Origin of the sequence: Paraburkholderia sp. MM5477-R1 (genome assembly GCF_050436385.1) — a bacterium.
Taxonomy (GTDB): domain Bacteria; phylum Pseudomonadota; class Gammaproteobacteria; order Burkholderiales; family Burkholderiaceae; genus Paraburkholderia; species Paraburkholderia tuberum.
Map to the genome: position 1 here is coordinate 84,255 of NZ_JBNDMC010000007.1, position 24,266 is coordinate 108,520.

Annotated in this window: 23 protein-coding genes; 16 read left to right on the top strand and 7 right to left on the bottom strand. The window is 66.3% G+C overall.

Annotation, left to right across the window (positions count from 1 at the left end; translation table 11 throughout):
* Positions 1-71 precede the first annotated feature (71 nt).
* From OKW35_RS29185 to pyrF, 11 genes are all read left to right on the top strand, one after another.
* On the top strand, positions 72-1,100 hold the full coding sequence (locus tag OKW35_RS29185) for an IclR family transcriptional regulator (protein WP_429553897.1): 1,029 nt from the start codon (positions 72-74) through the stop codon (positions 1,098-1,100).
* Positions 1,097-2,212, top strand: coding sequence for a 2-dehydro-3-deoxygalactonokinase (locus OKW35_RS29190; RefSeq protein ID WP_429553898.1), 1,116 nt, complete (start codon positions 1,097-1,099; stop codon positions 2,210-2,212). Before OKW35_RS29185 ends, OKW35_RS29190 begins: the two co-directional genes overlap by 4 nt.
* A 45-nt stretch (positions 2,213-2,257) precedes the next feature.
* Positions 2,258-2,938 (top strand): 2-dehydro-3-deoxy-6-phosphogalactonate aldolase, encoded by a 681-nt coding sequence (locus tag OKW35_RS29195; RefSeq protein WP_184058499.1) that lies wholly within the window; start codon positions 2,258-2,260, stop codon positions 2,936-2,938.
* Entirely contained in the window at positions 2,935-3,723 is a 789-nt protein-coding gene (locus OKW35_RS29200) for an SDR family oxidoreductase (RefSeq protein WP_429553899.1), read from the top strand. Before OKW35_RS29195 ends, OKW35_RS29200 begins: the two co-directional genes overlap by 4 nt.
* 120 nt (positions 3,724-3,843) lie before the next feature.
* On the top strand, positions 3,844-4,842 hold the full coding sequence (locus OKW35_RS29205) for an arabinose ABC transporter substrate-binding protein (protein WP_184058495.1): 999 nt from the start codon (positions 3,844-3,846) through the stop codon (positions 4,840-4,842).
* Between the two features lie 207 nt (positions 4,843-5,049).
* Entirely contained in the window at positions 5,050-6,606 is a 1,557-nt protein-coding gene (araG, locus tag OKW35_RS29210; RefSeq protein WP_429356157.1) for an L-arabinose ABC transporter ATP-binding protein AraG, read from the top strand.
* A 54-nt stretch (positions 6,607-6,660) separates the two neighbouring features.
* Complete coding sequence (gene araH / locus OKW35_RS29215) at positions 6,661-7,677, top strand: L-arabinose ABC transporter permease AraH (protein WP_184022903.1); 1,017 nt, start codon at positions 6,661-6,663, stop codon at positions 7,675-7,677.
* Positions 7,678-7,728: 51 nt separating this feature from the next.
* Positions 7,729-8,529, top strand: coding sequence for an SDR family NAD(P)-dependent oxidoreductase (locus OKW35_RS29220; RefSeq protein ID WP_184058491.1), 801 nt, complete (start codon positions 7,729-7,731; stop codon positions 8,527-8,529).
* Entirely contained in the window at positions 8,526-9,467 is a 942-nt protein-coding gene (locus tag OKW35_RS29225; protein ID WP_429553900.1) for an SMP-30/gluconolactonase/LRE family protein, read from the top strand. Before OKW35_RS29220 ends, OKW35_RS29225 begins: the two co-directional genes overlap by 4 nt.
* Before the next feature lie 220 nt (positions 9,468-9,687).
* The gene (locus OKW35_RS29230) at positions 9,688-10,749 is read left to right on the top strand and encodes an aldose 1-epimerase (RefSeq protein ID WP_429553901.1); all 1,062 of its coding nucleotides are present in this window, start codon (positions 9,688-9,690) and stop codon (positions 10,747-10,749) included.
* Between the two features lie 171 nt (positions 10,750-10,920).
* Positions 10,921-11,736 carry an orotidine-5'-phosphate decarboxylase gene (gene pyrF, locus OKW35_RS29235; protein ID WP_429553902.1) on the top strand — a complete coding sequence of 272 codons (816 nt, stop codon included), beginning with the start codon at positions 10,921-10,923 and terminating at the stop codon, positions 11,734-11,736.
* Between the two features lie 81 nt (positions 11,737-11,817).
* On the opposite strand, the gene OKW35_RS29240 is transcribed toward pyrF, so the two are convergent.
* The 4 genes from OKW35_RS29240 to thiL all read right to left on the bottom strand — a co-directional run bounded on the left by OKW35_RS29240 (position 11,818) and on the right by thiL (position 14,557).
* Positions 11,818-12,348: a cupin domain-containing protein gene (locus OKW35_RS29240; RefSeq protein WP_184058483.1), complete on the bottom strand. Its 531-nt coding sequence runs from the start codon at positions 12,346-12,348 to the stop codon at positions 11,818-11,820.
* Positions 12,349-12,380: 32 nt separating this feature from the next.
* A complete protein-coding gene (locus OKW35_RS29245) occupies positions 12,381-12,881 on the bottom strand; it encodes a CinA family protein (RefSeq protein ID WP_184022908.1) in 501 nt (166 codons plus the stop codon).
* A 109-nt stretch (positions 12,882-12,990) separates the two neighbouring features.
* Positions 12,991-13,566, bottom strand: a complete 576-nt coding sequence (locus OKW35_RS29250; RefSeq protein WP_429356154.1) for a phosphatidylglycerophosphatase A family protein — start codon at positions 13,564-13,566, stop codon at positions 12,991-12,993.
* Positions 13,556-14,557, bottom strand: coding sequence for a thiamine-phosphate kinase (gene thiL, locus OKW35_RS29255; RefSeq protein ID WP_429553903.1), 1,002 nt, complete (start codon positions 14,555-14,557; stop codon positions 13,556-13,558). The genes OKW35_RS29250 and thiL overlap by 11 nt, the downstream gene beginning before the upstream one ends.
* Before the next feature lie 178 nt (positions 14,558-14,735).
* Here thiL and OKW35_RS29260 point away from each other — a divergent pair, with 178 nt between their 5' ends.
* The 3 genes from OKW35_RS29260 to OKW35_RS29270 all read left to right on the top strand — a co-directional run bounded on the left by OKW35_RS29260 (position 14,736) and on the right by OKW35_RS29270 (position 18,485).
* Positions 14,736-17,075 (top strand): NADP-dependent malic enzyme, encoded by a 2,340-nt coding sequence (locus OKW35_RS29260; protein ID WP_429553904.1) that lies wholly within the window; start codon positions 14,736-14,738, stop codon positions 17,073-17,075.
* 473 nt (positions 17,076-17,548) lie between these two features.
* A complete protein-coding gene (locus OKW35_RS29265) occupies positions 17,549-17,908 on the top strand; it encodes a ribonuclease (RefSeq protein WP_429555097.1) in 360 nt (119 codons plus the stop codon).
* Between the two features lie 16 nt (positions 17,909-17,924).
* The gene (locus tag OKW35_RS29270; protein WP_184050947.1) at positions 17,925-18,485 is read left to right on the top strand and encodes a barstar family protein; all 561 of its coding nucleotides are present in this window, start codon (positions 17,925-17,927) and stop codon (positions 18,483-18,485) included.
* 129 nt (positions 18,486-18,614) lie between these two features.
* Here the strand turns inward: OKW35_RS29270 and OKW35_RS29275 are convergent, their stop codons facing one another.
* The 3 genes from OKW35_RS29275 to speE all read right to left on the bottom strand — a co-directional run bounded on the left by OKW35_RS29275 (position 18,615) and on the right by speE (position 20,795).
* Positions 18,615-19,355, bottom strand: a complete 741-nt coding sequence (locus OKW35_RS29275) for a 16S rRNA (uracil(1498)-N(3))-methyltransferase (protein ID WP_429553905.1) — start codon at positions 19,353-19,355, stop codon at positions 18,615-18,617.
* A gap of 19 nt (positions 19,356-19,374) precedes the next feature.
* Positions 19,375-19,788 (bottom strand): VOC family protein, encoded by a 414-nt coding sequence (locus OKW35_RS29280; RefSeq protein WP_090801864.1) that lies wholly within the window; start codon positions 19,786-19,788, stop codon positions 19,375-19,377.
* 104 nt (positions 19,789-19,892) lie between these two features.
* The gene (speE, locus tag OKW35_RS29285; RefSeq protein ID WP_429553906.1) at positions 19,893-20,795 is read right to left on the bottom strand and encodes a polyamine aminopropyltransferase; all 903 of its coding nucleotides are present in this window, start codon (positions 20,793-20,795) and stop codon (positions 19,893-19,895) included.
* A gap of 270 nt (positions 20,796-21,065) precedes the next feature.
* On the opposite strand from speE, the gene tkt reads away from it, so the two are divergent.
* On the top strand, positions 21,066-23,087 hold the full coding sequence (gene tkt, locus OKW35_RS29290) for a transketolase (RefSeq protein WP_429553907.1): 2,022 nt from the start codon (positions 21,066-21,068) through the stop codon (positions 23,085-23,087).
* Positions 23,088-23,199: 112 nt separating this feature from the next.
* Positions 23,200-24,210, top strand: a complete 1,011-nt coding sequence (gene gap / locus OKW35_RS29295; RefSeq protein WP_008923882.1) for a type I glyceraldehyde-3-phosphate dehydrogenase — start codon at positions 23,200-23,202, stop codon at positions 24,208-24,210.
* Positions 24,211-24,266 lie beyond the last annotated feature (56 nt).

Sequence of the window (24,266 nt, forward strand, 5' to 3'; positions counted from 1 at the left end):
GCCGCACCCGTTTCCGCCCTGTTCTCCGGCCCCGCGCGCTAAGCGCAGAAACCATCCGAAGGCGAATCGCCATGAACAAAGCGATGCCCACTCCCGCCGCCAGCGCGACCGAGGCCGCGCAGGGCTCGAACGGCGGGCCGAACAGCGCCGCGAATCCGGCGCTGAATTCCGCGCCGCGCGAGGCTTCAGCCGTCACCGCCAATGTCGCCGCCAGTGCGTCCGCTACCGCGAGGGCGTCGCGCCCGGTGGCGCGCGCGGCGACCGTCGACGGTCTCGGGCTGCCGGTCACGCTGCTGGAAATCACGCCGCAGCAGGCCGGCACGCAGACGCTGTTGCGCGGCCTTGCGATTCTCGAGGCGGCCGCGGCCGGTGTGCGCGATCTGCGCAGCTTCGGCGCCGCGCTCGGCACGACCCGCAGCACCACGCACCGGCTCGTCAGCAGCCTCGTGCAGGCGCGCTATCTGCGCCAGGTGCAGGGCGGCTATCTGCTCGGGCCGAAGCTGATCGAGCTCGGCACGATCGCGCTCGAACAGATGCCGCTGACGGCCGTCGCGCGTGCGCACCTCGAGTCGCTGGCCGAGCAGACGCTCGACACGATCCACCTCGGCGTGCGCGACGGCGACGACGTGCTGTACATCGACAAGATCCCCGGCACGCGCGGCCTCGAAATGCGCTCGCGCGTCGGCCATCGGATGCCGCTCGCGTCGACCGGCATCGGCAAGGCGATGATGCTCGACCTCGCGCCGGACGCATGGCAGTCGCTGTTCGACGCGTCGCGCCGCGCGCTCGCAGGCGTCAGCTTCAAGCCGGACAACCGCCCCGATGCGCCGACCTTCCTGCAGCGCATGACGAACTACGCGGCCGGCGGCTACACGTTCGATCTCGAAGAGAACGAAGCGGCGATCCGTTGCGTCGCGGCGCCGGTGCGAGATGCGTCGGGCGCGATCGTCGCGGCGTTGTCGGTGGCCAGCACGATTCCCTATATGCCGCTCGAACGGATGGACGAACTGATTCCGGTCGTGCAGCGCGAGGCGCGCGCGATTTCGGAAGAACTCGGTTGGCGCGCACCGCGACCGGCCACGCGCAGGATCAAGCGATGAAACAAGCGGGCACCGCCACGCCGGCGAACCACCGGGCGCCCGCCGCGCCCACCTCGGGCGTGAAGCCGGACGCGACCGCCGCCGCCGATACCGCCGCCGTCGATTTCACGCACGCCGCGCTGATCGCGCTCGACTGGGGCACGACGTCGCTGCGCGCCTATCTGTTCGACGCGCACGGCCGCGTGCTGGCGACGCGCGCATCGACGGCCGGCATCATGAATCTGCCGCGTAGCGCGGCCGAGGGCGGCTTCGACGCCGCCTTCGACGACGCCTGCGGCGCATGGCTCGACCGCGCGCGCGGCGTGCCGGTGATCGCGGCGGGGATGGTCGGCAGCGCGCAGGGCTGGCTCGAAGCGCCGTATGTCGAGACACCCGCGAACGCCGATGCGTTGGTGGCCGGTATCGTCCGCGTGCAGACCGCGCGCGGCGCGACGCTGCATATCGTGCCGGGCGTGCTGCAACGCGGTGAATTGCCGAACGTGATGCGCGGCGAGGAGACGCAAATTTTCGGCGCGCTCAGCGCGGACGCGGACGGCGCGCACGACGCGAACTCGGTCGACAGCAACGCCCGCTCGCTGATCGGCCTGCCCGGCACGCACGCGAAATGGGCGGTCGTGCAGGCGGAGCGCATCGAGCGTTTTCATACGTTCATGACCGGCGAGGTGTTCGCCGCGCTGCGCGAGCACACGATTCTCGGCCGCACGATGGTCACGCCCGATCGCCCGGATACCGAAGCATTTCTGCGCGGCGTGAACATCGCGCGCGAGCAGGGCCAGGCAGGCGTGCTCGCGACCGTGTTCAGCACGCGCACGCTCGGCTTGACCGGCGCGCTGTCGAGCGAGGCACAGCCGGACTATCTGTCGGGCCTGCTGATCGGGCACGAACTCGCCGGCCTCGAAGCGGTCCTCGCGCAGCAAGGCAGCTCGCTCGCGCAACAGAGTCTGCGGCTGATCGGCAACGAAGCGCTGTGCGAGCGCTACCGCCTCGCGCTCGCGCAATTCGGCTGTCTGCGCGCGGAGCCGGTCAGGCATGCAACCGAACGCGGCCTGTGGCGCGTCGCCGTCGAAGCGGCGCTCGTCCGGCCGTCCGCCCAGGCGGCGCGCGCAGGCTGACCGGCGGCAGAGCCCTTTACGACGCTCACGAAACAAGGAACCGACATGCAACCACACATCAATCTGCCCGCACCGTACATGCCGCACGCGGGTCTGATCGCCGCGTTCGAAGCCTGTCCGCTGATCGCGATCCTGCGCGGCGTCACGCCCGCCGACGCGGCCGATCACGGTCAGGCCCTGTACGAAGCCGGTTTTCGCATCGTCGAAGTACCGCTCAATTCGCCGCAGCCGTTCGACAGCATCTCGGCGATCCGCAAGGTGCTGCCGGCCGACGCGATCGTCGGCGCGGGCACGGTGCTGCATCCGCTGTTCGTGGACGACGTGAAGGCCGCGGGCGGCGAACTCATCGTGATGCCGCACAGCGATCCGGAAGTCGTGATCGCCGCGAAGGCGCGGGGCCTCGCCTGCGCGCCAGGCGTCGCGACGCCGACCGAGGCGTTCGTCGCGCTGAAGAACGGCGCGGACGTGCTGAAGATGTTTCCCGCCGAGCAACTCGGCTGCCAGGTCGTCAAGGCATGGCGCGCGGTGATCGCCGCGCAGGTGCCGCTCGTGCCGGTCGGCGGCGTCACGCCGGACAACATGGGGCCGTTCCTGAGCGCCGGCGCGAACGGTTTCGGCCTCGGCTCCGCGCTGTACAAGCCGGGCCAGAGCGCGGCGGTGACCGCGTCGCATGCGAAGGCGTTCATCAACGGTCTGCGGATCGCCCGCGCGGGCGCGAAGAAATGAACCGGCTCGCCGGCAAAGCCGCTCTCGTGACGGGCGCTGGACGAGGCATCGGCGCGGCGATCGCGCTGGCGTTCGCGCGCGAGGGCGCGGCGGTCGTGCTGGCGGAACTCGACCTCGACCTGGCGCAGCGCACGGCCGCGCAGATCGAGGCGGAAGTTGGCACCGGCGCCGGCGCGCGCGTGCTCGCGGTGCAGACCGACGTGACGCAATCCGCGTCGGTGCGGCACGCGGTCAGCGAAGGCGAACGCGCGTTCGGCGCGCTCGACATCCTCGTCAACAACGCGGGCATCAACGTGTTCTGCGATCCGCTGACGATGACCGACGCCGACTGGCGGCGCTGCTTCGCGGTCGATCTCGACGGCGTGTGGAACGGCTGTCGCGCGGTGCTGCCGGGCATGGTCGAGCGTGGCGCGGGCAGCATCGTGAACATCGCGTCGACGCACGCGTTCAAGATCATTCCGGGCTGCTTTCCGTACCCGGTCGCGAAGCACGGCGTGATTGGCCTCACGCGCGCGCTCGGCATCGAGTACGCGCCGTGCAACGTGCGCGTGAACGCGATCGCGCCGGGCTACATCGAAACGCAGCTGACGCACGACTGGTGGAACGAGCAGTCCGATCCGGCCGCCGCGCAGCAGGCGACACTCGATCTGCAGCCGATGAAGCGCATCGGCCGCCCGGAGGAGGTGGCGATGACCGCGGTGTTCCTCGCGTCGGACGAAGCGCCGTTCATCAACGCGAGCTGCATCACTGTCGATGGCGGACGCTCGGCGCTGTATCACGACTGAATTCGCATCGCGAAGAGATGCACAGAACACCGGACGACGCGCTGGCCGCGTGTGTCAGACCGGTACAAGAAGACGCGGCCGATTACCTTCTCGTTATCAATTAGTCAGGAGACACGCATTATGAAACGCAGAATTTTCCTCACGCTGGCAGCGGCGGCGGCGGGTGTGCTCTTCAACGCACCGGTCGTACAGGCTGCCGATACGGTCAAGATCGGCTTCCTCGTGAAGCAGCCGGAAGAGCCCTGGTTCCAGGACGAATGGAAGTTCGCCGAGATCGCCGCCAAGCAGAAGGGCTTCACGCTCGTGAAGATCGGCGCGCCGTCGGGCGAGAAGGTAATGAGCGCAATCGATAACCTCGCCGCGCAGAAGGCACAGGGCTTCGTGATCTGCACGCCCGACGTCAAGCTCGGGCCGGGCATCGTCGCGAAGGCGAAGGCGGACGGCCTGAAGATGATGACGGTCGACGACCGCCTCGTCGACGGCGCGGGCAAGCCGATCGAAGCGGTGCCGCACATGGGCATCTCGGCGTATAACATCGGCAAGCAGGTCGGCGACGGCATCGCGGCTGAAATCAAGAAACGCGGCTGGGACATGAAGGACGTCGGCGCGATCGACGTGACCTACGAGCAGTTGCCGACCGCGCATGACCGCACCACCGGCGCAACCGACGCGCTGGTCGCCGCGGGCTTCCCGAAAGCGAACATCGTCACCGCGCCGCAGGCGAAGACCGACACGGAAAACGCGTTCAACGCCGCCAACATCGCGCTGACGAAGAACCCGCAGTTCAAGCACTGGGTCGCTTACGCGCTGAACGACGAAGGCGTGCTCGGCGCGGTGCGCGCGGCGGAAGGCCGTGGCTTCAAGGCCGACAACATGATCGGCATCGGCATCGGCGGTTCGGAGTCCGCGATGAACGAGTTCAAGAAGCCGCAGCCGACGGGCTTCTACGGCACCGTGATCATCAGCCCGAAGCGCCACGGCGAGGAAACCTCGGAACTGATGTACGCGTGGATCACGCAGGGCAAGGAACCGCCGCTGCTGACGCTGACGACCGGCATGCTGGCGACGCGCGACAACGTCGGCGAAGTGCGCGAGAAGATGGGCCTCGCGTCGAAGTAATCGCAACACTTGCGGTGGTATGAAGTACACCGCCGGCGCGTCGCTTTCCCTGCCTGGCGCAGGGGACGGCGCGCCGGCGGCGAGAAACGATCTGCGGTAGACAGACGGACCGCGCGCGAAACGCGTACGGTCAACATGAAGCAGCAATATCTTGCATGGCACCGGAGTAAGCGCTAAAGCGCTAATTCCGGTCGACAAGGAGGCGAAGTGTCAGCGACGCTACGTTTTGACAATATCGGCAAGGTTTTTCCAGGCGTGCGTGCGCTCGACGGCGTGTCCTTCGACGTCAACGTCGGCCAGGTGCACGGCCTGATGGGCGAAAACGGCGCGGGAAAATCGACGCTGCTGAAAATTCTCGGCGGCGAGTATCAGCCCGATTCGGGCCGCATGATGATCGACGGCAACGAGGTGCGCTTTCCGAGCGCGGCCGCGTCGATCGGTGCCGGCATCGCGGTGATTCACCAGGAACTGCAGTACGTGCCCGACCTCACGGTCGCGGAGAATCTGCTGCTCGGCCAGCTGCCCAATGCGCTCGGCTGGGTCAACAAGCGCGAGGCGAAGCGCTTCGTGCGCGAGCGGCTCGCAGCGATGGGCGTCGCGCTCGATCCGAACGCGAAGCTGCGCAAGCTGTCGATCGCGCAGCGGCAGATGGTCGAAATCTGCAAGGCGCTGATGCGCAACGCGCGCGTGATCGCGCTCGACGAGCCGACCAGCTCGCTGTCGCACCGCGAGACCGAGGTGCTGTTCAAGCTGGTGCGCGATCTGCGCGCCGACAACCGCGCGATGATCTACATCTCGCACCGCATGGACGAGATCTACGAGCTGTGCGACGCGTGCACGATCTTCCGCGACGGCCGCAAGGTCGCGTCGCATCCCACGCTAGAAGGCGTGTCGCGCGACACGATCGTCAGCGAGATGGTCGGGCGCGAAATTTCGGACATCTATAGCTATTCGGCGCGGCCGCTCGGTGAAGTGCGTTTCGCGGCGAAGGCGATCGAAGGTCATCCGCTCGCGCAGCCGGCGAGCTTCGAGGTGCGGCGCGGCGAGATCGTCGGCTTCTTCGGACTCGTCGGCGCGGGTCGCAGCGAGCTGATGCATCTGGTGTACGGCGCCGAGCATCGCAAGGGCGGCGAACTCATACTCGACGGCAAGCCGATCAAGGTGCGCAGCGCGGGCGAGGCGATTAAGCACGGCATCGTGCTGTGTCCCGAGGATCGCAAGGAAGAGGGCATCGTCGCGATGGCGAGCGTCGCGGAGAACATCAACATCAGCTGCCGCCGTCACTATCTGCGCGCGGGCGTGTTTCTCGATCGCAAGAAGGAGGCGCAGACGGCGGATCGTTTCATCAAGCTGCTGAAGATCAAGACGCCGCATCGGCGGCAGAAGATCCGCTTCCTGTCGGGCGGCAACCAGCAGAAGGCGATTCTGTCGCGCTGGCTCGCCGAGCCCGATCTGAAAGTCGTGATTCTCGACGAACCGACACGCGGCATCGACGTCGGCGCGAAACACGAGATCTATAACGTGATCTATCAGCTCGCGGAGCGCGGCTGCGCGATCGTGATGATTTCGTCGGAATTGCCGGAAGTGCTCGGCGTGTCCGACCGGATCGTCGTGATGCGCCAGGGCCGCATTTCCGGCGAGCTCGCGCGCAAGGACGCGACCGAACAGTCGGTGCTGAGCCTCGCGCTGCCGCAAAGCTCGACCGCGCTGCCTGAAAACGCGAACGCCAACGCCGCCAACCAGAGCGCGTCGCGCGCGGCCTGAACCTTATCCGGACGCGAGTCCGCAACCCGTGGGGAACGGGGAGGAGTATTGAACATGCAAGCCAGAGAAAATCTCGCGCAGCAGACCGCCAAGAGCGCGGCCGACGCGCTGATTCCGCAGACCGGCGACAAGGCCAAATGGTGGCAGCAGATCACCGAATACAGCCTGATCGTGATCTTCATCCTGATGTTCGTCACGATGTCGCTGACCGTCGATCATTTCTTCTCGATCGAGAACATGCTCGGCCTCGCGCTGTCGATCTCGCAGATCGGCATGGTCGCGTGCACGATGATGTTCTGCCTCGCGTCGCGCGACTTCGACCTGTCGGTCGGCTCGACCGTCGCGTTCGCCGGCGTGCTGTGCGCGATGGTGCTCAACGCGACCAACAGCACGGTCATCGCGATCATCGCGGCGGTCGCGGCGGGCGCGGTGATCGGCTTCGTCAACGGCGCGGTGATCGCGTACCTGCGCATCAACGCGCTGATCACGACGCTCGCGACGATGGAAATCGTGCGTGGCCTCGGCTTCATCGTGTCGCATGGGCAGGCGGTCGGCGTGTCGTCCGATACGTTCATCGCGCTCGGCGGCCTGACGTTCTTCGGCGTGTCGCTGCCGATCTGGGTCACGCTGATCTGCTTCATTGTGTTCGGCGTGATGCTGAACCAAACCGTGTACGGCCGCAATACGCTGGCGATCGGCGGTAATCCGGAAGCGTCGCGGCTCGCCGGTATCAACGTGGAGCGCACGCGCGTCTACATCTTTCTGATCCAGGGCGCCGTCACCGCGCTTGCCGGCGTGATTCTCGCGTCGCGTATCACGTCGGGTCAGCCGAACGCCGCCGAAGGCTTCGAGCTGAACGTGATCTCCGCGTGCGTGCTCGGCGGCGTGTCGCTGTTGGGCGGCCGCGCGACGATCTCCGGCGTCGTGATCGGCGTGCTGATCATGGGTACGGTCGAGAACGTGATGAACCTGCTGAACATCGACGCGTTCTATCAGTACCTGGTGCGCGGCGCGATCCTGCTCGCGGCCGTGTTGCTCGACCAGTTGAAGAACCGCGGCTCGCGCGATTGAGTCGCTTTCACCCCATCCCAAGCACATCCAAGCTCATAAAGGAATCGAACGATGTCGTCTCCGGCCAATGCAAACGCCAGCCTCGCTGACACCGCGTACGCGCGCTATCCGAGCCTCGTCGACCGTACGGTGCTGATCACGGGCGGCGCGACCGGCATCGGCGCATCGTTCGTCGAGCACTTTGCGGCGCAGGGCGCGCGCGTCGCGTTCTTCGATATCGACGCGAGCGCGGGCGACGCGCTCGCCGACCAGCTCGGCGATTCGAAGCACAAGCCGCTGTTTCTGGCCTGCGATCTGACCGACGTCGACGCGCTGCAAAAAGCGATCGCCGACGTGAAGGCCGCGCTGGGTCCGATCCAGGTGCTCATCAACAACGCTGCGAACGACAAGCGCCATCAGATCGGCGACGTGACGCGCGAGTCGTTCGACGCGGGCATCGCCGTAAACATCCGCCATCAGTTCTTCGCGGCGCAGGCCGTGATGGAGGACATGAAGGCCGCGCGTAGCGGCTCGATCATCAACCTCGGCTCGATCAGCTGGATGCTGAAGAACGGCGGCTATCCGGTGTACGTGATGTCGAAGTCGGCGGTGCAGGGTTTGACGCGCGGGCTCGCGCGCGACCTCGGCCACTTCAATATCCGCGTCAACACGCTGGTGCCGGGCTGGGTGATGACCGACAAGCAGCTGCGCCTGTGGCTCGACGACAACGGCCGCCGCCAGATCAAGGAAGGCCAGTGCATCGACGCCGAGCTGATGCCGGCCGACCTCGCGCGCATGGCGCTGTTCCTCGCCGCCGACGACAGCCGCATGATCACCGCGCAGGACATCGTCGTCGACGGAGGCTGGGCGTGAGCGCCAGCCCGCGCGTGCAGCGGGCCACGCTGCTGCTCGACGCGCAATGCGAGCTCGGCGAAGGCGCGACCTGGTGCGCGAGGAGCGGCCGCTTCTACTGGACCGACATCGAAGGCGCGCGGCTGTGGCGCTACGATCCGGCCGACGGCCGCAGCGATTCGTTCGACATGCCCGAGCGGCTCGCCACCTTCGCACTGTGCGAAAACCCGCGCTACGTGCTGCTCGGGCTCGCATCGCACCTCGCGTTTTTCGATCTGGAGAAGGGCGGCACGCAGCGCATCGTCGACGTCGAGCCCGGTCTCAACACGCGCGTCAACGACGGCCGCTGCGATCGGCAAGGGCGTTTCGTGTTCGGCACCAAGGACGAAAGCGGGCAACGGCAGACGGTCGCCGGCTTTTATCGGTTGAATCACGATCTGTCGCTCGAACGTTTACCGTTGCCAGCGCCGGCGATTTCGAACAGCATCGCATTCAGTCCCGACGGCGCGACGATGTACTACTGCGATTCGCCGACGCGTGAAATCCGCGCGTGCGACTATCGCGCGGACGGCGGCATCGCGAACGATCGCCTGTTCACTCGCCTGACCGATGCGAAAGGCATCCCCGACGGCTCGACCGTCGACAGCGACGGCGGCCTGTGGAACGCGCAATGGGGCGGCGCGCGCGTGGTGCGTTACGGCCCCGATGGCGTGGAAACCGAGCGCATCGACGTGCCCACCACGCAGCCGAGCTGCGTCGCGATCGGCGGTGCCGCGCTCGGCCAGGCCACGGGCAGCGCCCAGGGCGAGACGGCGCTCGACACGCTGTACATCACGAGCGCCTACGCCGAGCTCGATGCGACGGCGCGCGCGGCCGACACGCTCGCGGGCGACCTGTTCGTCGCGACGCTCGCGCGGCGCGGTGTTGCGGAGCCGCTGTTCCAGGGCGCGCCTATCTAGCGCAGAATGACGCAGCCCCGGCCGCACGCCGGGGCCGCGATCCTGAAGGTGAAGCAGAAGTCGATGTGGCAGTTTCGGTCCGCGAGCAATACGCCCGCGACCGGCCGGCAACGAATCGGCAGCATGCAGTTCGGACTCGAGGCGAATTGGTCACAAAAAGTCGCCCGCAACTCCCGTCAACCCTGACGGCAACGTCCCACGCCTCTCGATGGAGCCAGATATGACTGTTGCGAATCTCGTTTCAGCCTCATCCCCAACCTCTCAAACGCGACGCTCGCGACTCGCCGCGGCGGCCAATCCCGTGCTGGCGGGCCCGAGCACGTCGGCGGTGGCCCTCGGCGAAGGCAGCGCCGGCGATGTCGCGTGCATCACACTCGCCAACTCGCAATTGCGTCTCGATGTCGCGCCGACGCTCGGCGGCGGTGTGACCCGCTTCGACTGGCGCGACGACGGCGCGCTGACGCCGATCTTCCGGCGCTGCAGTCACGTCGGTGGCGATACGCAACCGAACCAGCTGGCCTGCTATCCGCTCTTGCCGTACTCGAACCGCATCGGCGGCGGCCATTTCAGCGTGGCCGGGCGGCGCGTCGAGGTACCGCGCAACCGCGCCGACGAGCCGCTGCCGATTCACGGCGACGGCTGGCTCGCGCAATGGCAGGTGCTCGACGCGGGCCGCGAGCACGTGCGTCTCGCGCTCGACCGCAGCGACGGCAAGCCATACGCGTTCCGCGCGACACAAACCTACACGCTGGACGGCCCAACGCTGGTCGTCTCGCTCGACATCGAAAACGCTGGCCGCGAGACGCTGCCGTTCGGGCTCGGCGTGCATCCGTTCTTCGTGCGCGACGCGGACACCGAGCTGTCGGCGGCGGCCGGCGGCCTGTGGCTCTCGGGCGACGACTGGCTGCCGGTGCGCCACGTGCCGGCGCCCCCCGCGTGGCAGTTCGGCGTCGCGTATCCGCTGCCGGAGACGATCGTTAATCACGCGTTCACCGGCTGGAGCGGCCAGGCGGCAGTGGTGTGGCCGAAGCGCCGTCTGTCGCTGAACATCGCCGCCGACACTGACTATTACGTGCTGTACACGCCGCCCGGCGAAGACTTCTTCTGCTTCGAACCGGTCGATCATCCGATCAATGCAATGAACCTGGCGGGCGGCGCGAGCGAAAACGGCATGACGCTGCTCAAGCGCGGCGAGCGGTTGACGCGCACGTTCCGCTTCACGGTCGAGCGGACTGGACTGCGCTCGATGCCGGGCGGGCGCGGCGCGCGGCGCAGGAAGTAGCCGCAGTCGTAGCCGCCGGGCCGCCGGCCGGACGAACGTCCGAACGGGCGGCCTGGCGCTGCTATCGCCTATGAGGCGCGGGCCGCGCGGTGACCGCCATCGACGGACGGCGTTCGTGGGACAGGTAAAATACGCGCCTCCTCCGATTACCGGCTCGCCGCGAGACTCACCATGTCCAATTTCATCCAGACACTCAACGACGCCTGGCAGCGCACGAACTCGCTGCTGTGCGTTGGCCTCGATCCCGAGCCCAGCAAATTCCCGGGTGCGCTCGCGGGCCGCGCCGACGCGATCTTCGAGTTCTGCCGCACGATCGTCGATGCAACCGCGCCGTACGCGTCGTCGTTCAAGCCGCAGATCGCCTACTTCGCCGCGCATCGCGCAGAAGAGCAGCTCGAGCAGCTGATCGCCCACATTCACGCGAACCATCCGGGCCTGCCGGTGATTCTCGACGCCAAGCGCGGCGATATCGGCAGCACGGCCGAGCAATACGCACGCGAGGCCTTCGAGCGCTACCAGGCCGACGCGGTGACGGTCAATCCGTACATGGGTTTCGATTCGATCGAGCCGTATCTCGAGCACGCAGGCAAGGGCGTGATCGTGCTGTGTCGCACGTCGAACGCGGGTGGCTCGGATCTGCAGTTTCTCGAGACAAGCGGTCGGCCGTTGTATCAGGTCGTCGCGCAACTGGCCGCGCAGAAGTGGAATGCGAGCGGCCAGCTTGGGCTCGTGGTCGGCGCGACGTTTCCGAAGGAAATCGAAGTGGTGCGGGGGATCGTCGGCGACATGCCGCTGCTGATTCCGGGCATCGGCGCGCAAGGCGGCGACGTGCAGGCCACCGTGAGCGCCGGACGCACCGCGAACGGCACCGGCATGCTGATCAACTCTTCGCGCGCGATCATCTACGCGGGCAAGGGCGACGATTTCGTGCAAGCGGCCGCGCAGACCGCGAAGGACACCCGCGACCGGATCAACGCGTTTCGTTGAACCGGCGGGCGATCCCGCGGCGGGCGATCCCGCGGCGGGCGATCCCGCGGCGGGCGATCCCGCGACGACCGGCGCGGCGCGTCAGCGCGCCGGTGCGAGCCGCCCGATCAACCCCGCATGCCGCGGATGCCGCGCCTTCAGCGCGTCCACCTCCGCGAGTTCGAACTCGCTGAATTCGAAACCCGGCGCGACCGTGCAGCCGACCAGCGCGAACGATGCCGGATCGGCGCACTCGGCCGCGAACCACAAGCCGGCCGGCACGACGGCCTGACAGACCGTATCGGGATGCGTGAGCGGATTGCCGAGCCGGTGCGTGACGAGCGCACCGCCGGCATCACTTTCATCGAGCACGTGGACCAGCAGCGGCTCGCCGGCATAGAAATGCCAGACTTCATCGGAACGGATCCGATGCCACGCCGAATGCGCGCCGTCGCACAGCAAGTAATGGATCGCAGTCGACGCCGCACGGGCGTTCCCAACCTCGCTCGGCTCGCCGGCGCGCAGCACACGCGCGGCCGAGCGGTAGGTCTCCGCAAAAAAGCCGCCTTCAGGATGGGGCTTCAGATCGAAGCGGCGGATCAGTTCGTCTGCGATCGCGCGCGAATCCGGCATTGTCCGCCTCCTCGGTGATAGTTAGCCGCCGCTCAATGCTCGCGTTCGTCGAGTAGCGCCAGCAGGCCGCGCAGCGCGTGCGCCGCGGCCTGCACGCGGATCTGGTCGCGGTCGCCCTTGAAAATCTTCGTTTCCACCGACGTGTGCAGCCGGTTGCTCCAACTGAACGACACCATCCCGACAGGCTTGGTTTCCGTGCCGCCGCCGGGGCCGGCGACACCGGTGATCGACAGCGACACCTGCGCTCGGCTGTTGCGCAGCGCGCCTTCGGCCATCGCTCGTGCGACCGGCTCGCTGACCGCGCCGTGCTTTTCGATCAGGTCGGCCGGCACACCGATCATTTCGCTTTTCGCCTGGTTCGAATACGTGACGAAGCCGCGTTCGAACCAGCCGCTGCTGCCGGAGATGTCGGTGATCGCGGTCGCGACCATGCCGCCCGTGCAGGACTCGGCGGTCACGAGCATCAGGCGCTCGTCGCGCAGACGGTTGCTCACGCGGATCGCAAGCTGGTGAACGACGGAATCGGTAGGCATGATCTCAGTCAATCCGGAAAACGAAGCCGGCCGGGCGGCGCGGCGAACGGCAGGGGCCGGGCGGCGACCAAAACAGTCGAACGGTACTCGAACGGTGAACAGGCGGCGCTCAAACCGACATCCGCCACAGCGCAATCACCAGCAACGTAAAAAATGCGGCGATCAGGTCATCGAACATGATGCCAAAGCCACCTTTCAGCCGGCGGTCGAAGTAGCCGATCGGCGGCGGCTTCACCATGTCGAAGAAGCGGAAGATCAGGAACGCCCACACCTGGCCGGTGAGCGTGGCAGGCGTGACCATCAGCAGCACGAGCCAGATCGCGACGATTTCGTCCCACACGACCGCCGACGGATCCTCGACGCCGAGCCGCTTCGCGGTAAAGCCGCACAACGCGATGCCGCCGAGAAAGCCGACGCCGATCAGCACGCCCCATTCGATAACTGTCAGATAACGACTCAGCACCGCGAACGAGGCCCACCCGAGCAGCGTGCCGATCGTGCCCGGTGCGATGGGCGACAGCCCGCTGCCGAAGCCGAGCGACAGAAGGTGGACTGGATGCGACAGCATGAAGCGCGCGGTCGCGCGGCGCGGCTGAGCAGGCTTCGGCTCGCGCGGTCCAGGCGCCTGGGGCGGCTCGCCGCCGAGGAAGTCGTCGGCGGGGCCGAGCGGGGGGTCATTCTGCATGAAAGTGATCGAAACCTTGCAAGGTCAGAGTGAGCGGCGCGCCGCTGGCGTTGCGCCACGCGATGGCCGGGCGGTCGGTGGCCGCCTCCAGTGCGCTTATTGTACCGATGCGGGTGACCGGCACGGCGGCCTTCTGCGCGGCGGCCTCGACCGCGGCGCGCGCGGCGGCGGGCGCGGTGAAGCACAGCTCGTAGTCGTCGCCGCCGGCGAGCGTGCAGCGCTGCTGGACGTCGGGCGGCAGGCGGCGTAGCGCGGCCGAGCGCGGCACCGCATCGACGTCGACGCTCGCGCCCACCGACGAGCGTTCGAGGATGTGCCGCAGATCGCCGGCGAGTCCATCCGACAGGTCGAGCGCCGCGTGTGCGATGCCGCGCAGCGCGAGGCCGAGCGCGATGCGCGGCTCGGGGCGTTCGAGCGCCCGGCGGAACGTCGCGGCGTCATTCGGGGTGGCGGACCATTCGCCGCGCCGCGCGCCGAGGCCGGCGCGCGCGTCGCCGAGAGTGCCGGAGATCCAGATGTCGTCGCCGGGTTGCGCGGCATCGCGGCGCAAGGCTGTTCGTGGCGGCACGCTGCCGAATACCGTAATGCACAGATTGAGCGGCCCGCCCGTCGTATCGCCGCCGATCAGCTCGCAACCGTAGCGCTCGGCGAGCGCGAACAGGCCTTCGCTGAAACCGGAAAGCCAGGCTTCGTCGGCTTTCGGCAGCGAGAAGGCCAGCGTGAACGCCCGCGGCTGTGCGCCCATTGCGGCGAGGTCAGACAGATTGACGGCAAGCGCCTTGTGACCGAGCGCTTCGGGATCGATATCGGCGAAGAAATGACGGCCTTCGACCAGCATGTCCGTCGATATCGCCAGCATTTCGCCGGCAGGCGGCGCCAGCAACGCGCAATCGTCGCCGATGCCGAGCGTGCCGCCTTCGGCATTGGCGGGCCGCACGGCGGCGGCGCGGCGGGCAAAGAAACGATCGATCAGCGAAAACTCGGAAAGCATGATGGCGGACGGTGAGCGGAGAACGATTGGAGAAATGGCGCGGATCAGGCTGATTGAGCGTGATGCCCCGTCGCAAGCGCCGGACCATCCGGACAACGGGCAACGCGCGCTTTCACGCTGTTTCAGTCGCGGCTGTTGTACCCGTATTGAAGGAATTGCGTAGGCAATTGGGGCTACAATGCCGTCGAACGTCTATTCTAATCTGCCCTCCGAAGCCCGCCTTATGTCGAATCCCGTCAATACCAAACTCCGCGAAGCAGCTCTCGATTACCACGAGTTCCCGACTCCCGGCAAAATCGCGATCGCCCCGACCAAGCAGATGATCAACCAGCGCGACCTCGCGCTGGCGTATTCGCCTGGCGTCGCGTTCGCGTGCGAGGAAATCGTCGAGAGCCCGCTGAACGCCGCGCGCTTCACCGCGCGCAGCAACCTCGTTGGCGTCGTCACGAACGGGACCGCGGTGCTGGGCCTCGGCAACATCGGGCCGCTCGCGTCGAAGCCGGTCATGGAAGGCAAGGCCGTCCTGTTCAAGAAGTTCGCCGGCATCGACGTGTTCGATATCGAGATCAACGAGAACGATCCGCACAAGCTGGTCGAGGTGATCGCCGCGCTCGAACCGACCTTCGGCGGCATCAACCTCGAAGACATCAAGGCGCCGGACTGCTTCATCGTCGAGCGCGAATGCCGCAAGCGCATGAAGATTCCGGTCTTCCACGACGACCAGCACGGCACCGCGATCGTCGTCGCGGCGGCGGTCACCAACGGCCTGAAGGTCGTCGGCAAGGACATCAAGGAAGTCAAGCTGGTCGCGTCGGGCGCGGGCGCGGCGGCGCTCGCGTGTCTGGACCTGCTGGTCGACATCGGCCTGTCGCTCGAAAACATCACCGTGACCGACCTCGCGGGCGTCGTGTACAAGGGCCGCACCGAACTGATGGACCCGGACAAGGAGCGTTTCGCGCGTGAAACCGACGCGCGCTCGCTTGCCGAGGTGATCGAAGGCGCGGACGTGTTCCTCGGGTTGTCGGCCGGCGGCGTGCTCAAGCAGGACATGGTCAAGCAGATGGCCGCCAGGCCGCTGATCCTCGCGCTTGCGAACCCGACGCCGGAAATCCTGCCGGAACTCGCGCTCGAAGTGCGTCCGGACGCGGTGCTGTGCACGGGCCGCACCGATTACCCGAACCAGGTCAACAACGTGCTCGTGTTCCCGTTTCTGTTCCGCGGCGCGCTCGACGCCGGCGCGACGACGGTCACGCGCGAAATGGAAATCGCCGCCGTCAACGCGATCGCCGAGCTGGCGCGCCAGGAGCAGAGCGACATCGTCGCGACCGCGTACGGCATCCAGGATCTATCGTTCGGACCGGAATACCTGATTCCGAAACCCTTCGATCCGCGTCTGATCGTGAAGGTCGCGCCCGCGGTGGCGAAGGCCGCGATGGAATGCGGCGTCGCCGAGCGTCCAATCGAGGACATGGACGCATACGCGCAGCATCTGCAGCAGTTCGTTTATCACAGCGGCACGACGATGAAGCCGATCTTCCAGCTCGCGCGCAGCGTCGAGCCGGAGAAGAAGCGCATCGTGTTCGCGGAAGGCGAAGAAGAGCGCGTGCTGCGCGCGATGCAGATCATCGTCGACGAAAAGCTCGCAAAGCCGATCCTGATCGGCCGGCCGGCCGTGATCGAGCAGCGGATCGCGCGTTATGGCCTGCGGCTCGTCGCGGGGCAGGACTACACGGTCGTCAACACCGATCATGACGAACGTTACCGCGAGTTCTGGCAGGAATACGCGAAGATGATGTCGCGCAAGGGCATCACCACGCAGATGGCCAAGCTCGAGATGCGCCGCCGCACCACGCTGATTGGCTCGATGATGGTCAAGAAGGGCGAGGCGGACGGCATGATCTGCGGTACGGTCAGCACCACGCACCGCCACCTGCACTTCATCGATCAGGTGATCGGCAAGAAGCCCGGCGCGAAAGTCTATGCGGCGATGAACGCGCTGGTGCTGCCGAATCGGCAGATTTTCCTCGTCGATACGCACGTGAATGTCGATCCGACACCGGCCGAGCTGGCTGAGATCACGATCATGGCAGCCGAGGAAGTGCGCCGTTTCGGCATCGAGCCGAAGGTTGCACTCGTGTCGCACTCGAACTTCGGTTCGAGCAACGCGCCGACGGCGCAGAAGATGCGCGATACGCTCGAGATCCTGCGCGAACGCGCGCCGGGGCTGCAAGTTGACGGCGAAATGCACGGCGACGTCGCGCTCGACGCCAACCTGCGCCGTGAGGTATTGCCCGATTCGACGCTCGAAGGCGACGCGAACCTGCTGGTGCTGCCGAACATCGACGCGGCCAATATCTCGTACAACCTGCTGAAGACGGCGGCCGGCAACAACATTGCGATTGGCCCAATTCTGCTCGGCGCGGCCAAGCCGGTGCACGTGCTGACGCCGTCGGCGACGGTGCGCCGGATCGTCAACATGACGGCGCTGCTGGTCGCGGACGTTAGCGCAACCCGCTAACTGCGCATCGTGATCGGGCCGCGACGGGCCCGGCGCCGGTTTTCCACCCGGCGTACCTGAAAAAAAAGGCGTGCCCGCAATGGGCACGCCCTCAGGGCAAGCTGGGGATCGCCACCCCGAAAAATGGCAATGACACGGCCTTTCGGCTCAGTGGTTTCAGGCTCCAACAACCGCAATCGAGCGTCTCGGCCAGCGGCCGCTTGCACCGCCCGCACTGCATTCGATCACGGTTGAGCTCAGTTTAGCCTGATCGAGCTAAACATTCTGTCAAAAGTCGTCAAAGTCCGCGCCACCGGCTTTTCCGCGGGGTGAGGCGGGGTGCCATCGGCCGTCGAACGTTGATTCCAAAGGCTATTAGCGATACCCTTACGACTTTCATGGTCGTCAAACTCGTGATCTGACAGCGGGGAAACCGGATACATGGCACGCAACTGGTTGCGCATGAAAGGCGTGCTGATCGGTGCCGCCGCACTCTGCGCGTTGTCCAGTTCCGCGCCCGAAGCGCTGGCGCGAGATTACTCGGCGCCAGCTGGGGTGGAAGCGCGGTGGGCACCATCGCGCTGGCGCAATTGCCGCGTGAGGCGGTCGATACGTTGAACCTCATTGCCGCCGGCGGGCCTTACCCGTATCAGAAGGACGGCATCGTATTCGGCAACTACGAACGGGTGCTGCCCGCCCACCGGCGCGGCTATTACCACGAATACACCGTCCCCACGCCTCACGCGCGTAATCGCGGGGCGCGCCGCATCGTCTGCGGAGGTCCGCTACAGCGGACCGACAATTGTTATTACTCGGACGACCATTGCACCAGTTTTAACCATATTGTTGAATGACATTGGGATGAACGGCATGAGCGACAACATCTACGCGCACGATTCCGGAGTCGCGACGGATCTTTTCGCGGCCGGCGACGGCAATTTGTTCCAACGCGTCATGAAGATGCGCGCCGACGAGCAGGGTCGCGACAATCAAAGCGAGGCTGCCACGGTGGTTTCATCGAACGAGGAGCCCATGAGCCTTTTCAGGACGGTGCGGCCGAACATCGTGCAGTCGATCCGCGCGTTCCGCGTGCAGGATCTCGCCGACGAGGCCAACCTGCTCGGCCAGCACTTTCTGTATGCGTACTGCGCGAACGCCGCCTCGAAGCAGGAAGTGCTCGAGACGATCGCGACGTCGTTCCTGTTTCCCAAGCATTTCGGCAAGAACTACGACGCGCTCTACGACTGCCTGACCGACCTCGTGCACAAGGCCGGCGCGCAGCCCGGCTTCGTGATCGTGCTCGAACACCTGCCGATCGCGCAGAAATTCGACAAGGAAGGGCGCGAGACGCTGCTCGACGTGTTCCGTGAAGCGGCCGAATTCTGGGCCGAGCGTAAGGTCGCGTTCCGGGTGTTCTACTCGTTCGCTTGAAGTTCGCCGGATTTTCGCCTGTTCAGGCGTAGCTGCTCGAATCTGACAGTGAACGTCGCGGTATAAACGGCAAAGGCCCGCTAATTGGCGGGCCTTTGCTTTTGTCGCGCTGCTTGGGCAAGCACCCGCTCACCAGCCGCCCCAGCGCGCCGCGAGCCCCGCCAACACTGCGATGCCGGCGGTCTCGGTGCGCAGCACACGCGGTCCCAAGCCAATCGCGGTAAAGCCCTGTTCGCCGGCGGCGGCTTCCTCGTCGGCGCAAAGGCCGCCTTCGGGGCCGATCAGCAGCGTCACGCCGCCAGGCGGCGGCGCGTCAGGCAGCGCCGCAAAGCCGATGCTCGCGCGCGGCGATAACAGCAGGCGCAGCTCGTCAGGCGCCGGCTCGCGCGAGAGCGTATCGAGCCACGCGCCAATCTCGCACACCGGCATCACGTCCGGAACCCGATTACGTCCGCACTGCTCGCACGACGCCCGCACCACACCCTGCCAGTGCTGCTGCCGCCGCTGCGCGCGCTCGCCGGTAAGCCGCACGACGCTGCGCGCGGTCGCGAGCGGCACGAAGCCCGAGGCGCCGAGTTCGACCGCCTTCTCGATCAGCCAGTCCATCTTGTCGCCGCCGGCGATGCCTTGGGCGAGCGTCAGCCGATACGGCGGCTCGACCTCGATCGCGCGAAATTCGCCGATTTTCACGCGAGCCGCACGACGCTCGACCTCCACGAGTTCGGCGCCGTATTCGCCGCCCTGGCCGTTGAACAACGTCAGGGAATCGCCTGGCTGCAGACGCAGCACGGCCACGTGGCGCACGACGTCGTCGGGCAGTGCGATCACGTCGTCGGCGTAAAGCGGGATATCAACAAAAAAACGGGGCATCGACGGGAGACTCTTGAATTCAGGACAGGTGGCGGGCGAGTGCCCAGCGATAGCCGTCGATATCCTCGACCTGCGCGAAGCGGTCGCCCCAGAACTGGTCCTGTGGCTCGCTCAGCGACTTCGCGCCGGCCGCGAGCGCGCGAGCATACACGGCGTCGACGTCCTCGACATAGACATAGAACGATTGCGGCGCGATCGTGCCCGCGCTTTTCGGCGTCTTCGCGGTCGAGCCGAACGCGCCTTCAGGCGCGAACATCACGATCAGCTGGCCTTGATAGGTCATCTCGACGTGCATGACGACGCCGTCGTCCTGCACGCTGTCGCGCACGTCGAAACCGAACGCCGCCGAGAAGAATGCCGTCGACGCGCGCGCGTCGCGCACCGTCAGATAGGGGGTGAGCCAGGGCACACCGGCGGGGTGGGGGGCGGTCATGGAGTTCTCCGGATCTCGTGAGGCGGCGAGGCCACGGTTGCGGGTTTCGGTCGGGCGCGGCACGCCGGCATCACACGAACCGATTCGCGCAAGGTGTCCGCGCTTCAAAAGGACGACTTCGTCAACGGGCTCAGTTTATCGCGCGCCGATCGCGCCGCCGAGAATAGCCCCGCGTGCAGGGCTGGTTCGTAATGACGCAGCGAATCGATGCCGCGCGCGGCGAGACGCTCGGTGAGCGTGTCGGCGGTGAGCGCGGCGGGGTCGAGCGTGTCGCTGGCGATCGCCATCAGCCATAGCGAGCCGTAGAGCGGCACGAAGGTGCCCAGCGTGCGCACCTGTGCGAACGCGGCGTGCAGATCGCCGAGCAGCGCGGCGATGCGCGGCGCGTGGTGGTACGGCGAGCCGAGATGGAGCGACAGCAACGCATCAGCACGCAGCACGCGCTTCAACTGCGCGTAGAAGGTCGGCGTGTACAGGCCGGCCGCTGGCGAATCGGGTGGCGTCAGGTCGAATACGACGAGGTCGAACTGCGCGGCCGCGACGTTCGTTGCACCCTGCGTCGCGCGGGCCGCCGCCGCGACGTAGTCCGCCGCATCGCCGATCACCAGCTCGACGCGCGGATCGTCGAACGCACCGCCATGCACCTGCGGCAAATGTCCGCGCGTGAGCCGCACGACCTCGGGATCGAGCTCCGCGACGACGATCCGCTCGATGCCCGGATGCCTGAGCAATTGCCTCGCGGCCCCGCCATCGCCGCCGCCGAGCACCAGCGCCGCGCGCGGCGCCGGATGCGCGAGCGTGGCCGGATGCACCATGCATTCGTGGTAGATGAACTCGTCGCCTGCGGACGTCATCGGACGGCCGTCGAGCGTGAACAGCGCGCCGAGCTGCGGCGTGTCCCAGATCTCGATCGTCTGATAACGGGATTCGACACGCTCGACGAGGCGCGAGTGAGGAAAGCCGTAGACGGCGTCGGGACAAGGCTGGAACAATAGCAGGGCGTTCACGGCGGACGGGCTCGATCGGTAGTGCGGACACACAGCTGCTCGAATTGTAAATGCCGCCGCCTGGCGGTGTGCGTTGAACCACGTGGCCAGGCGGCTTTCCGGCCGGGTAGGGGGTTAGCCTTCTGCTAGAATGTGACGCTTTCAGCCTTGTCCGCTTGCTCTGCCCGTTTCGCGTCTCCTGGCGCCGCATCGTGCGCCGTAGCGAAGTGACCGCCGAGCTTCCGGGCCTCAAGCGCGCCCCCGCTTTCTGACTCTGTCTCCGGACTCGACATGACGACCCCGTCTCCCGCACCCACCTCCCTGATGGCCAACGCGATCCGCGCGTTGGCCATGGACGCCGTTCAAAAGGCGAACTCCGGTCACCCCGGCATGCCGATGGGCATGGCCGAAATCGGCGTCGCCCTGTGGTCGCGTCATCTGCGCCATAACCCGAAGAACCCGCAATGGGCCGATCGCGACCGCTTCGTGCTGTCGAACGGTCACGGCTCGATGCTGCTGTACTCGCTGCTGCATCTGACCGGCTACGACCTGCCGATGGACGAGCTGAAGAACTTCCGCCAGCTCCATTCGAAGACGCCGGGTCACCCGGAATACGGCATCACGCCAGGCGTCGAGACGACCACCGGCCCGCTCGGCCAGGGTCTCGCGAACGCGGTCGGCATGGCGCTCGCCGAATCGCTGCTCGCCACCGAATTCAACAAGCCCGACGCCAGGATCGTCGATCACCACACGTACGTGTTCGTCGGCGACGGCTGCCTGATGGAAGGCATCTCGCACGAAGCCTGCTCGCTCGCGGGCGTGCTGAAGCTGAACAAGCTGATCGCGTTCTACGACGACAACGGCATTTCGATCGACGGCGAAGTGGTGCACTGGTTCCACGACGACACGCCGAAGCGCTTCGAAGCATACGGCTGGAACGTGATCCCGCACGTGGTCGGCCATGACGTCGACGCGGTCGACGCGGCGATCAGGCAGGCGAAGCTGTCGGACAAGCCGACGCTGATCTGCTGCAAGACCGTGATCGGTGAAGGCGCGCCGACCAAGGCGGGCTCGCACGATTCGCACGGCGCGCCGCTCGGCGACAAGGAAATCGCGGCGACGCGCGAAGCGATCGGCTGGAAGTGGGAGCCGTTCGTGATTCCGCAGGAAGTCTACACGGCATGGGACGCGAAGGAAGCGGGCGCGCGCTTCGAAGCGGAATGGGACGAGGCGTTCGCTGCCTACGCGGCGAAGTACCCGCAGGAAGCGGCCGAATTCAAGCGCCGCAGCGCGAAGCAACTGCCGGCCGACTGGAAAGATAAGGCGAAAGCGATCATCGCCGGCGCGAACGAGCGCGCTGAGACCGTGGCGACGCGTAAGGCATCGCAGCAGGCCATCGAAGGTCTGTCGGCCGTGTTGCCCGAACTGCTCGGCGGTTCGGCCGACCTGACCGGCTCGAACCTCACCAACTGGAAGGCCGCCAAGCCGGTGCGCGTGAATGCCGAAGGCCGTGCCGCCGGCAACTACGTGAACTACGGCGTGCGCGAATTCGGCATGAGCGCGGCGATCAACGGCGTCGCGCTGCACGGCGGCTACAAGGCGTTCGGCGGCACGTTCCTGACGTTCTCCGACTACAGCCGCAACGCGCTGCGCGTCGCCGCGCTGATGAAGTCGCCGTCGATCTTCGTGTTCACGCACGACTCGATCGGTCTCGGCGAAGACGGCCCGACCCACCAGTCGATCGAACACGTCGCGAGCCTGCGCCTGATCCCGAATCTGCAAACGTGGCGCCCGGCCGACACGGTCGAAACCGCGGTGGCCTGGACCCATGCGATCGAGCATGAAGGTCCGTCGTGCCTGATCTTCAGTCGCCAGAACCTGCAGTTCAACGAGCGCACCGACGCGCAGATCGCCAACATCGAGAAGGGCGGCTACGTGCTGCGCGACTGGGATGAAGAGATCGTCGCGCGTAAGATCATCCTGATCGCGACGGGCTCGGAAGTCGAACTCGCGATGAAAGCCGTCGAGCCCCTCGCGCGCGAAGGCATCGCCGCCCGCGTCGTGTCGATTCCGTCGACGACCGTGTTCGACAGGCAGGACGCCGAGTACCGCGAACGCGTGCTGCCGCATGGCGTGCGTCGCGTCGCGATCGAAGCGGGCGTGTCGGATTTCTGGCGCAAGTACGTGGGTCTGGAAGGCGGCGTGGTCGGCATCGACACGTTCGGCGAATCGGCCCCGGCAGGCGTGCTGTTCAAGCATTTCGGTTTCACCGTCGAGCACGTGGTGGCGACGGTCAAGGCCGCGCTCGGCTGATGGTTGCGTCGCATTGCCGTCGTGCCCCTCGTGGCTGCGCGCGGCAACGCACCGAACCGGATGTCCGACCAGGCGAACCTAAACGGATTTTTTAGCCATCAGGAGATAAATCATGACGATTCGCGTCGCAATCAACGGCTACGGCCGGATCGGCCGCAATACCCTGCGCGCCTTCTATGAAAACGGCAAGAAGCACGATATCGAAATCGTTGCCATCAACGATCTGGGCGATGCGAAGACCAACGCCCACCTGACGCAGTACGACACCGCGCACGGCAAGTTCCCGGGCGACGTGTCGGTAGACGGCGACTACCTCGTCGTGAACGGCGACAAGATCCGCGTGCTGGCGAACCGCAACCCGGCCGAACTGCCGTGGGGCGAGCTGGGCGTCGACGTCGTGATGGAGTGCACGGGCTTTTTCACGACCAAGGAAAAGGCGAGCGCGCACATCAAGGGCGGCGCGAAGAAGGTCATCATCTCGGCGCCGGGCGGTAAGGACGTCGACGCGACGATTGTCTACGGCGTGAACCACAACGTGCTGAAGGCGTCGGACACGGTCATCTCGAACGCATCGTGCACGACCAACTGCCTCGCGCCGCTGGTCAAGCCGCTGAACGACAAGATCGGCCTCGTGAACGGCCTGATGACGACGATCCACGCGTACACGAACGACCAGGTTCTGACCGACGTGTACCACGAAGACCTGCGCCGCGCGCGTTCGGCCACGCATAGCCAGATCCCGACCAAGACCGGCGCGGCATCGGCGGTCGGCCTCGTGCTGCCCGAACTGAACGGCAAGCTGGACGGCTACGCAATCCGCGTCCCGACGATCAACGTGTCGGTCGTCGACCTGTCGTTCATCGCCGCGCGCGACACGACGGTCGAGGAAGTCAACGCGATCATGAAGGAAGCATCGGAAGGTGCGCTGAAGGGCGTCCTCGGTTACAACGACGCACCGCTCGTGTCGATCGACTACAACCACAACCCGGCTTCGTCGACGTTCGACTCGACGCTGACCAAGGTGTCGGGCCGACTCGTGAAAGTGTCGAGCTGGTACGACAACGAGTGGGGCTTCTCGAACCGCATGCTGGACACGGCTGTGGCGCTCGCGAACGCGAAGTAAGTTTCGGGTTTCACGCTGCATGAAAAAGCCGCTCTCCGGAGCGGTTTTTTTTCGTC